This window comes from Flavobacterium xizangense, from assembly GCF_054075145.1.
In genome coordinates this window covers 1030177-1040592 of the sequence record NZ_JBSIPG010000002.1, presented here as the reverse complement: position 1 = coordinate 1040592, position 10416 = coordinate 1030177, and the positions used below count along the sequence as shown (strand labels likewise).

Genomic DNA, 10416 nt, shown 5'->3' with positions numbered 1-10416 from the left:
CGAACAGAGAAGTTAAGCCCGCCTGCGCAGATGGTACTGCAGTTTTGTGGGAGAGTATGTCGTCGCCTTTCTTTTGAGAATCCTTCCCGATTTATCGGGAGGGATTTTTTTGTTTATAAACGTTTGGGAAATAATGTATTATGTTTTATTCATTATCTTCTGGCGCTTGAATAGCGCTCAATACTTAAAATTGTTTTGATGTTGGTAGTTTTGTGATTGTATTTGAAAAGTGGAACGCGTATTTATTCTGAAAGGTTAGTGCTAGAATGGCGTCCTTTTACAGGAAACAAAACATCGTTTTCATCTTGAAAGCCTTTCAAAATTGATAAAGCAAAGAGCCCGCATTGTTAGCGAGCCATGAAAGGAATTTAAATGAAACTGATTTTATTTTAAGATAACTCTTTATATAAATTTTTACAAGTTTTATTCTATTGGAAATGAGTGACTAATTTTCTTTTACATTTTTTTTGAGTCAACATCATGAATGAACTCAATAACCCCCTTCATAAATATTTGTTGATCATCCCACATCGCAAGATGACTACCGTTTGGACAATATAAAAAACGTCCTTTTTTGACTAGTTTGCTTTGTTCTTCCATTGCTTTTGGATCCATTGTATCGTATTTGGCTCCTATCATGAGAGTTGGAATTTTGATTTCGTGTAAACGATTTTTGATATCCCATTTGGCTAAACGGCCACTGATTCCGAATTCACTTGGTCCTTGCATCATTTTGTAAATTTCTCCATTCAAATGTTTCGATGCTCTATTTAGTCCATCTGGCCATTCTTTTAATCGGCATAAATGTTTGTTATAGAAGTTTGGAATTAAAAGTTCCATATATCTTGGATTATTAAAATCTTTTTTTGCTTCTAATATTCTAATTTCAGCTAATATTTCTGGCTTCATTTGTTTTGAAAGTACTTTTTCAGCATATTTTCCATATTCTGGAGCACTTGCCATCATATTTGAAATTAATAAACCTTTTATGTTTTGCTGATATTTTAGAGCATATTCCATTGCTAAAATTCCACCCCATGAATTTCCTAAAACATAGAAGTTTTTTTTGTCAGCATTAATCGCTTTACGAACTTGTTCTACTTCTTCGACAAAACGCTCTGTAGTCCATAAAGTGCTATCTTTCGGTTGATCGCTGTAGTAAGATCCAAGCTGATCGTATTCATAAAATTCGAAGCCCTCTCGCTGGAAAAATGTTTCAAAACATTCCATGTATTCATGTGTCATTGCCGGACCTCCGTGTAATAAAAGTATTTTTATTTTTGGATTATTCCCAAAACGTTTTGTCCATACTTTAAAATTTCCAACAGGTGTCTTAATTGGAATCATTTTTACCCCTCCACTTTGTACGGTATCGGTTTTTTCATAGGTAAAATAATCTTTCAAATTGGAAGACTGATTTTCTTCTTTACACGAGACAAATAATATTAATGCTGTAAAAAGTAAAAGACTACGCATACTCAAAGGTTTTAAGTTACTTTATCAAATTTAATTTAAAAATTTTTAATTTTGATTTATTTCAAGTAGTTAAATGAATACTTTTGGTAATGTAAATATGGATTACTAGTTTGGTTATTAATGGATTAAGATGATTGTAGTTTTTGTAAATTAAATATTATTTTAGTTGAAAGTATAAAAATGCCACGGTCTTAGTTGTAGTTATCTTACTGGCAAATATTGTGTAATTGTATTGATGCTTTGTAATTTATTGTCCTTAAATTTTTTCAGAGGAATAGATAAAGTAAAAGCATGTTGGGTTTTAAATTTAAGGAAAAATTTGTAGATAAGTTTTATTAGGAGAGAAATCATTATTTGTTTAAAATACTTCTGAAGGAAATGACATTTAATAAATTATTTATCAATTTTAAAGATTATAAAAAGGAAAATTTTAAAATAATGTTGGAGTTTGTCAATAATAAGATTTGTTGATCTTAAAAAAGAAAAAACCTTAATAAAAATTGCGGGTTTTGAATTAAGGCGGAGTAATTACCGATACAACCATAATTCTCAGATGGCGGCTTTAATCGATTTTGATTAAGATTTTTCGGCTATCCCACGATTCTGCCACAAAATATTAAAAGAGACCTATTTTGTGGCACACTAAAGCTCACTTGCAAAATGTGCCACGAACTTGATTGCTTATAAATCTGAAAAAAACGAAAAAGAAAAACCCTGTAAATCTAATGATTTACAGGGTTGCTGATTTATTAGGCTTTTTTTCTCAGTATAATATACTTAATTTTTAAGCTTTCTGCGGAGGAAGAGGGATTCGAACCCCCGGACCTGTTACAGTCAACAGTTTTCAAGACTGCCGCATTCGACCGCTCTGCCATTCCTCCAATAAGACGCAATCATTTTCTCATTGCGGGTGCAAAGATAAAATGTTTTTTCAATTTTGGAAATTTTTTTGATATTTTTATAAAGGAAATATTTTTTTGTCGGATTTGGAAATAACTTTTAACTTTAGAATTTTAAAAGAATCTTCGATTACATTTGTCAATTTTCGATGCAGAAGTTAGCAACAAATATTTAGTAGGTTTGAAAGATGTAAAGTTAGAAGAGAGTTATAAAGCCTGAACAAAACATTACAAAAAATCAACAAGCAAACCTTAATTTTCAAATTAAAATTTGGAGTTGTTTAATTTTAATGAAACATTAATCTAGTGCTTGAAGGAAATTTATAAAACTAATTATATCTCTTTGTTTGTTTTTATCTTTTAAAGTAGAATGAAAAACTACAAAATTTAAATGTTCTTTCAAAAAAACATAAATCACCATAAGCCATGGTTTATGGTGATTTATTAATTAAACTATTTTGAATTTAGTTTGGACTATTTATACTTTATGTTGATACTGATAATATCAGAAGTCATATTTGTAGTTCTAGTATAATGGCCATAACGTATCTCCAGGGTATTCCAGTGTTTTAGCCCGAAGATTCCATTAAGAGGCGTAAATTTCATTCCCATTCCAAAGAAATTGCTGTCAAATTTTGACAAATCATAGTTACTAGTGTAATATTCATCGGCAACGGTATGTTCACCATATGGCTTGAAATACTTAGTTCCGGTTTGAGTATAATATCTATAAAACGGACTTATGGAGAATGCCTGTGTTAGTTTTACAGGAATTTCAAGATCAGCTGTATGGGCTTTTAAGCTCCAGTCGTCAGTATAATATCTATAATAGGCACGAATAATTATATTATCCCCTAGGAAATAACTTGCTCTGATTCCTAGTGGAATTTTTAATCTCGAATCCGGCATTTTTTCCTGATGAACAGAACCATCTGCAAAATAAACCCTGTGGAACGGAAGACTCAAATAACCATTTTGACTGATAACATCACCCAATATCATTATTTGCAGATTTTTGTTTACAACCTGAGCGTAACTTATTGTTCCTGCAAAAGTATTTCGATTGGCACTCTCATAGCCTTCACTTCCCTGAGGACGAAGTTCAATGGGCTCAATTAGTTTTAACTGATCAATAAAGGTTTGAAACTTAGCTGTAAATTCTCCGTTTTTGTTTTTTGTTTTTTGCGAGAAACTGATATTTCCTCCAAAAGATTGATAATCAAATTCAGTTGATGAAGATACTCCAATTCCAATTGTTCTTCCTTTTTCTTCATTTTCTCTGAAGTAGGTCAAAGAGGGATAAAAACGATTATCTGAAGATGAAGCAGATGAATTGGCACTCAAATCAATCATGTCTGATGAGGCGGAGGTATAATGATCAATACCGGCTTCAATATCAAATGTATGCTTGATGCCTGTTTCTCCGTACTTGACCAATTTAACATCAATGGTATTGGCAATGTCGGTAAGATGTTCAGAGCCAATCCCACCTGTGACCGCTGAATTATTCCCGTCCTGGCTATAATAACTGGAAACCAGATTTACTTCTTCTAATTTTAATTTTTTGCTTTTATAACTGGTAGAATCAGTAGGAACGTTTTGTGCTTTTGATTGAAATAATGCCATTAAGGCAAATCCTGTTATGAATATTCTTTTCATTTTTAATTTTGTGAAAAATTAGTTACAGCCGCATCCACCACCGCTTTTTCCTGAATTTGCTCCGGAAGCTCCTTCACGGTAGGATTGAAAACTGAGTTCTGTTTTTTCGATTTTCCTATTAGAAAGTACCATTTCAGAATCGTTTATTTTTCCTTTCTGATACTCTTTTACCGCAGTGCAGGAGGTAAGCACAATGCCTGTAAAAGCAATGCTGTATAACAGTACGAGATTTTTTTGTTTTGGCTTTTTCATTTCAGGTTGATGTTTTTTGAAGTATAAATTTTATTGTTGTCATCGATAACGATACAGTATAGATCGGGTATTTGATCTATTAAAAACAAACCTGCTTTGATTCCCATAACCGCTATTGGAGTTGCCATTGCATCTGCAAATTCTGCGTTTGGAGCGATAATGGTAACACTTTTTATTCCGGTTATAGGTAGTCCTGTTTTTGGGTCAATGGTATGTGAATATTTTCTTCCGTTAATAGTTACGAATTTTTCATAGTTGCCAGAGGTTGCAACCGCTTTATTGGAGATCTCCATATACGAAAACGCCGCATTTGGGACATCAGGATTAGCCACACCGATAGTCCATTTTTTGCCATCTGGTTGTAGTCCCCACGTACAAAGATCACCACTGGCATTAATAATACCACTTTGTACATTATGTTTTATAAGAATTTGTTTTGCCATTTCTGCAGCATATCCTTTTCCGATACCTCCAAAACCAATTCGCATTCCTTTTTCTTTTAAAAATATGGTCGTATTCTCTCTGTCAAGAAGAATATTTGTGTAATCAATAAGATGCACCATTTTGAGCGCCGTTGCTGCATCAGGAAGGCTGGTCATGGATTTGTCAAAATTCCAAAGACTCTTGTCGATGCTTCCATAAGAAATATCAAACGCTCCTTGTGTAATTCTTGAGATTCCGATAGATCTTTCGATAAGATTAAAAACTTCCAAATCTACTTTGACAGGTTTAATTCCTGCATTCTGGTTGATTAGATTCGTCTGGCTGTCCTCTTTATAGGTGGTCAAAAGTTTTTCAATCCGTCTTATTTCTTCAATGGCCAGATTGATATATTCATTTCCTGTTTTTTCATTTCCGGCAACAACTGTTATAGTAAAGTTGTTCCCCATGAGTTTTAGGGATTGTGAAAATTTTTGATCTTTTAGTATGTTATTTTTTGCTATCACAGATTACTTTTATTTCGGCAGTCCATTGTTCAGGTGTAGTTTCGGGTTTGCCGTGCCATGTTTTTAGCACTTTGCCCTCAGCATCCAGAAGAAGAGTTAGTGGAAAACTTCCTTCTTTGTTGTATAATTCAGCCAAATCTTCATTTCTTTTAACCTGCTCTGGAGTTCCAATATTTTTCTTTTTTCGGGGAAAATCAGCATTTACCAGTACTAAATTGGTATTTGCCATTTCTGTGAAAACAGGATTTTCAAGATAGTCTCTGCGTAACACTATACAAGGACCGCACCAGTCAGATCCGGAGAAGTTCAATAAAATAAATTCGTGTTTTTCCTTAGCAATTTTTTTTGCATTATTAAAATCAGGTTCCCAGTTTATAGGAAACATTGTTAATAAGAGGAACAATGTAATGAGTTTCATTTCAGAGTTTTGTTTTTAGATATTTACGAAATAACGAAATGTTAGGTTTGTTATTTTTTTTAATTGCTTAAGATTCGGTTAATTTTTTATTGGAATAAAAACAAATTGTTTTTGGTATTTAATTCATTTTTAATATTGTGTAATTTCTTTTAAATAAATCAGTTTTTTTTCTCAAATATTTCTGTTAAATAGTAAATTTTTTAATTCGTGATAATGATCTAGATTACTTTTGATATTGATGAGAATCATGTGTTTTTCAATCTGTTTTTCCAATTTACTTCACTATAAGAAAACATAATGCTTTGTGTATTATGAGTTAGGATATAATTTTTTAATTTTTTTGCCATGAAAAAATGTAATGATGTTTTGCGTAAAGAAGTAATAGAGGCTATCCAATGGGAGCCTATTTTAAGTTCTAACGAAATAGATGTTAGCGTTGATGATGGTATTGTTACCTTAAGAGGAACGGTTGATAATTATACTCAGAAAAAAGAGGCAGAGCAAGCTGTTAAAAATATTGCAGGTGTAAAGGCAGTAGTAGACGATATAAAAGTTGATCTGTATTTCTCAGCTATTAAGAGCGATACTGATATAGCTGCTTCAGTTATTAAGGTATTACAAGAGAACTGAGCTGTTCCTGATCATAGGTTGAAAGTAACTGTCGAGAATGGATTGCTTACTATTGAATAGTTTTTCCATTAGAATTAAAAAGAACCAATAAGTTTAAAAAATAGCATATGGATAAAATTATTATTAATTGCTAGATTTCTTTGGCTAATCTAGTGTCTGATATTACTTCGTTTCAATAATGTTTCCTGATTCAGCCAAGCCAGATTTTACTTTTTGAAATGTTTTTCCAATTACTAGATTAATATTCGAAAAATAGGATGGAAGACCTTCAGCAGCATTAGTTATATCAGTTCTAATCTCAAAATGTAGATGTGGAAAAAAGGAGCTGCCCGAAACACCAATTTGTGCAATTTCCTCCCCAGCTTTTACCAAATCTCCCTTTTTGTACTTTAAACTATTTTCTTTTAAATGGCCATAAATACTAACTGAACCATCTTTATGTTCAATTGCAATGCAGTTTCCATATAGTTCTAAAGGATTTTCTTTAAGCTTAGGGATGTTAAAATTTTTATCGTCTTTGTGATTGCCTGTCGCATAAAGTATTTTTCCATCAGCAGCTGCATAGACTAAATTTCCAAAACCAAAATAATCAGAATTGTTTTCTCCGTTGTTTTTAAATTGATTGTTGCTAGAATCAAGTATGACAAAATCATAGGCATAACGCATGAAATTTGATTTTAAATCCAGCAATTTGATAGGCTCGAAATTGTAGTCGAATCTTCTATGATGTGAATTATAATCATGCGCATCATATACAAGGACACGACCTTTTAATGGTAATTTATAATTTATTTTTTGTTGATATTTTTTAGGTATAATAATAGTTTTTACAACAGTTTCATTCTCTTTCGGATTACTGAAAATCCATTCGAATTCTAATTTTGCCAAAGTAAATGAATTATCAAATTCTGAAAAAGGATTAAATACCAAATGGCTTTGCTTACCATTCCAGTTGCGAGTAGGTAGTAATAAAATGCTGGGAGCAGTTCCATTATTATCAAGAAATTTTGTGTGAATCAAATGATTTTGATCGTCAAAAACTAAAACTTTAATACGTTCTAAAGTCAGTGTATCTGCAGATTGATTTGAAATTAAAAAATCAAAATTTAGGATTTGTTTAGTGTCGCTTTGCTCAATAAAAATTGAGGATGGTTTTGAATCAATCAAAATTTTATTTTGAGCATAAATTGGAATTCCGAAAAAAAATAATAGAAATGCAATGTAATAAACTGTTCTCATCTTTGATAGTTTTGGTGGTTGTCTAATTTAAGACGATTATTTTTTTTTAAAGTTACATTAGATCGTACATTTACAATTAAAATATTAGATAAGAAAGTTTTAATAACTGTGTCAAACTTCTGGCATATACCAGTATCATCCAGAACCCATGCTTTAACCGCTTTATTTATGGAGGATCGCAAACTCACTAACAAAAGGGTAGCGTATAGGTTCACTTAGGAAATTTATGTTCAGTTAATAGATTTGAAACTACATCTTTTAGCACTTGATTTGCTTGCGATTTTATTTTTGCATAAAAGCTTGTGCCATGATTATGCCTCAAAACATTGCCTGGTGAGATGTTTTTAAAAACGGTCTTAAGTTTTCGCGGCACTTTTGGAGGCAACTCCACTCTTTTTTTTAGTCGTAATTTGCTCCTTAAATTCTATTTTAGTTTTTGGAACGATTTTGGCTTTATTCCGATATGTTCTTCAAAAGCTTTGGCAAAATGACTTAAATTAGAAAATCCCATCTTAAAGCCAACCTCTGAAACAGTCATTTTATTTTCTTTTAACAATCGTGAAGCTTCCTTCATTCTGAACTTTTGGTAATAGCTAAACAAACTGTCCCCAAAAATTTGTTTAAATAATCTTTTAAACTTTGATTCGCTCATCCCTACTTCTGAAGCCAGGTGTTTTATAACTGGAGGCGCAGCAATGTTATTTAAGATTGTATCTCGCACTTTATAAATTTTTTGAACATCGATTTGATTTAGTGCGTGCGTAGTTGGATTTTCTCTTTTAAAAAGCTCTTTTAAAGTCAGGCATATTAATTCCTCGGCTTTGATTTTAAAAAAGAAATCAGTCAGGGAATCCGGAACGTCAGCCTGAATAATTTCTATTGCCACCTGCTGAATTTTTGGTGAAAGCAGCTCTTCAAATAAAATCGACTGTTCGCTGGTAATAATATTTCTGAAAATTTCATTGTCAACATTCACTCCTAGAGTTTTTGCTAATTTATCAGAATCAATTCCAATGAAAATAGAATTGAACTTAGTTCTACCTGGATAGAATGTTTCAATATTAAGTTTTCCTTTAAAAATCTGAATTGAAGGGAGATTCCCTGAATATTTGTTTTTTGAATCAGCATCAGGAAAAATATTATTGAAAGAAAATAGTATTCGATTCATTGCATTTTGACCACCAAGCCTTTTCGCAAGTACATTCTCATTAAACTCATAAAAGCTGAGCAGCATATTTATGGAATTGCCTAATCGAAATCCTCTTAAGTAACCTTTTCCTTTATTATCGGGTATCACTAATATTCCATTTTTTACTTCTGTGCCTAATAAATCGGCAAAACCCGCTAAGAAACCGAATTCTTCCCTTATATGTAATTTCATTAAAATGACCTTTTAGAGCTATTATTGTACCAAATGTAGCTATTTTAATCATTATTGACTATATAACTTTGTCTGAAAATTAATTTAAATGATTCAAAATGACTAATACTAAAAGTAAAGCCATCATCAATGCCAATGTATTTGATGGCAAAAATGTAATTGGTAAAAAAACAGTTGTCTTTATTGGCGGAGTAATTACTTCAATTTTAAATGACTTACCAGCTGATATAGATGATGTGATTGACGGAGCAGGCTGTACTCTGCTGCCTGGTTTAATAGATGCCCATGTGCATACCTCTGTAGAATTTTTAAAAGATGCATTAAAATTTGGTATAACTACCGAATTGGAAATGATGGGAGGATTTACAAGTAAAGGACGGGAAAGCCAATTAAAAGGAGTTATCGGTGCTGCCGATGTACGTTCTGCTGGTATGGGCCTAACAGCTCCCGGAGGTCATCCTGACGAACTTATTCCTAAAGGTGATGGTATTCCTGAATTTGTCTTAAAAGAAATGGAGAAAATGAGTGAAGAAGAAAAGGCCATTTTTGTAGCTGCCCACCAGGCTCAAAAAGAAGAAGAAGAATTAAGTGCAGATGTTACTTCGCTTGACGGAGCGATAGATTTTGTGCGTCGTCAGGTAAATAATGGCGCAGATTATTTTAAAATAATGATTGAGGAAGGAACTGTAATGAATGCACCGGGATTACCTGTCATTGAAACTCCTGTATTAAAAGCAGCGGTAGATGAAGCCCATAAATTAGGCAAAATTGCCATAGCCCACGTTTTAACAGCAGAGGCAGCAAAAACAGCGGTTGAAATTGGTGTTGATGGTTTGGCACATTTGTTTATTGATAGACCAGATTGGACTCAAGATCTTATTGAATCCATCGCCAGTAAAGGAATTTTCGTAACACCTTGTCTGGTATTGAATTCATCGATTATAGGGAATTCTGCCTGTCATGTTGCACATGATGAAAGAGTTGAAAATAAATTGAATGAAGACTGGAAAATGACAATGTGTTCTTGTTTCAATACTTTTCCAGAAGGTAGTATGGAAGATAACTTTAATAATGTGAAGGATTTGCATGATGCTGGAGTAGATATACTTGTTGGAACAGATGTTTCAGTACCGATGCCTCATTTAGGAGGTCTTGCACATGGTGTGAGCGTTCATCATGAAATGCAGCTGTTGGTAGAAGCCGGATTAACCCCAATTGAGGCATTACGATCTGCAACATCAGTAACTTCCAAAAGATTTAATTTATCTGACAGGGGATTAATTGCTGAAGGAATGAGAGCTGATTTGTTATTAGTTAAAGGTGATCCTACTAAAAATATTTCAGATTCTCTGTCTATAATGGGTATATGGAAAGAAGGAGAATCTTATTACAGCTAGTCTTACAGGATTGCTTTATTCATAATAATCATAACGCCACTTTTGTCCACTTCATTTCTCAGTTTGTCCATCTGGACTATATTATCATTTCAATGCAAGTAATGCCATGGTACTTTTG

Annotated in this window: 9 protein-coding genes, 1 tRNA gene and 1 rRNA gene; 3 read left to right on the top strand and 8 right to left on the bottom strand. The window is 32.7% G+C overall.

The window, feature by feature from the left end:
• Nucleotides 1–71: ribosomal RNA gene (gene rrf / locus ACWA1B_RS10140) — 5S ribosomal RNA — on the top strand; the annotation flags it as partial.
• A gap of 385 nt (nt 72–456) precedes the next feature.
• Here the strand turns inward: rrf and ACWA1B_RS10135 are convergent.
• The 6 genes from ACWA1B_RS10135 to ACWA1B_RS10110 form a co-directional block, all read right to left on the bottom strand.
• Nucleotides 457–1476: a proline-specific peptidase family protein gene (locus ACWA1B_RS10135; protein ID WP_456906488.1), complete on the bottom strand. Its 1020-nt coding sequence runs from the start codon at nt 1474–1476 to the stop codon at nt 457–459.
• 796 nt (nt 1477–2272) lie between these two features.
• A tRNA-Ser gene (locus tag ACWA1B_RS10130) sits at nt 2273–2357 on the bottom strand.
• A 492-nt stretch (nt 2358–2849) separates the two neighbouring features.
• Nucleotides 2850–4034 carry a DUF3570 domain-containing protein gene (locus ACWA1B_RS10125; protein WP_456906486.1) on the bottom strand — a complete coding sequence of 395 codons (1185 nt, stop codon included), beginning with the start codon at nt 4032–4034 and terminating at the stop codon, nt 2850–2852.
• An 18-nt stretch (nt 4035–4052) separates the two neighbouring features.
• Nucleotides 4053–4286, bottom strand: a complete 234-nt coding sequence (locus ACWA1B_RS10120) for a DUF4266 domain-containing protein (protein WP_456906484.1) — start codon at nt 4284–4286, stop codon at nt 4053–4055.
• On the bottom strand, nt 4283–5176 hold the full coding sequence (locus tag ACWA1B_RS10115; protein ID WP_456906482.1) for an FAD:protein FMN transferase: 894 nt from the start codon (nt 5174–5176) through the stop codon (nt 4283–4285). Before ACWA1B_RS10115 ends, ACWA1B_RS10120 begins: the two co-directional genes overlap by 4 nt.
• A gap of 40 nt (nt 5177–5216) precedes the next feature.
• On the bottom strand, nt 5217–5651 hold the full coding sequence (locus tag ACWA1B_RS10110) for a thioredoxin family protein (protein WP_456906480.1): 435 nt from the start codon (nt 5649–5651) through the stop codon (nt 5217–5219).
• Nucleotides 5652–5996: 345 nt separating this feature from the next.
• On the opposite strand from ACWA1B_RS10110, the gene ACWA1B_RS10105 reads away from it, so the two are divergent.
• Nucleotides 5997–6281: a BON domain-containing protein gene (locus ACWA1B_RS10105; protein ID WP_456906478.1), complete on the top strand. Its 285-nt coding sequence runs from the start codon at nt 5997–5999 to the stop codon at nt 6279–6281.
• Between the two features lie 162 nt (nt 6282–6443).
• On the opposite strand, the gene ACWA1B_RS10100 is transcribed toward ACWA1B_RS10105, so the two are convergent.
• Nucleotides 6444–7520, bottom strand: a complete 1077-nt coding sequence (locus ACWA1B_RS10100) for a M23 family metallopeptidase (RefSeq protein ID WP_456906476.1) — start codon at nt 7518–7520, stop codon at nt 6444–6446.
• Between the two features lie 424 nt (nt 7521–7944).
• The gene (locus tag ACWA1B_RS10095; protein ID WP_456906474.1) at nt 7945–8901 is read right to left on the bottom strand and encodes an AraC family transcriptional regulator; all 957 of its coding nucleotides are present in this window, start codon (nt 8899–8901) and stop codon (nt 7945–7947) included.
• Nucleotides 8902–9137: 236 nt separating this feature from the next.
• Here ACWA1B_RS10095 and ACWA1B_RS10090 point away from each other — a divergent pair, with 236 nt between their 5' ends.
• Nucleotides 9138–10298, top strand: coding sequence for an amidohydrolase family protein (locus ACWA1B_RS10090; RefSeq protein WP_456906472.1), 1161 nt, complete (start codon nt 9138–9140; stop codon nt 10296–10298).
• The last annotated feature ends 118 nt before the right edge of the window (nt 10299–10416 follow it).

What these genes read in the sequence shown, in the direction of transcription:
- ACWA1B_RS10105 (WP_456906478.1), top strand. Translation starts at nt 5,997, where the DNA reads ATGAAAAAATGTAATGATGTTTTGCGTAAAGAAGTAATAGAGGCTATC.
- ACWA1B_RS10120 (WP_456906484.1), bottom strand. Translation starts at nt 4,286, where the DNA reads ATGAAAAAGCCAAAACAAAAAAATCTCGTACTGTTATACAGCATTGCT.
- ACWA1B_RS10125 (WP_456906486.1), bottom strand. Translation starts at nt 4,034, where the DNA reads ATGAAAAGAATATTCATAACAGGATTTGCCTTAATGGCATTATTTCAA.
- ACWA1B_RS10135 (WP_456906488.1), bottom strand. Translation starts at nt 1,476, where the DNA reads ATGCGTAGTCTTTTACTTTTTACAGCATTAATATTATTTGTCTCGTGT.
- ACWA1B_RS10110 (WP_456906480.1), bottom strand. Translation starts at nt 5,651, where the DNA reads ATGAAACTCATTACATTGTTCCTCTTATTAACAATGTTTCCTATAAAC.
- ACWA1B_RS10115 (WP_456906482.1), bottom strand. Translation starts at nt 5,176, where the DNA reads ATGGGGAACAACTTTACTATAACAGTTGTTGCCGGAAATGAAAAAACA.
- ACWA1B_RS10100 (WP_456906476.1), bottom strand. Translation starts at nt 7,520, where the DNA reads ATGAGAACAGTTTATTACATTGCATTTCTATTATTTTTTTTCGGAATT.
- ACWA1B_RS10095 (WP_456906474.1), bottom strand. Translation starts at nt 8,901, where the DNA reads ATGAAATTACATATAAGGGAAGAATTCGGTTTCTTAGCGGGTTTTGCC.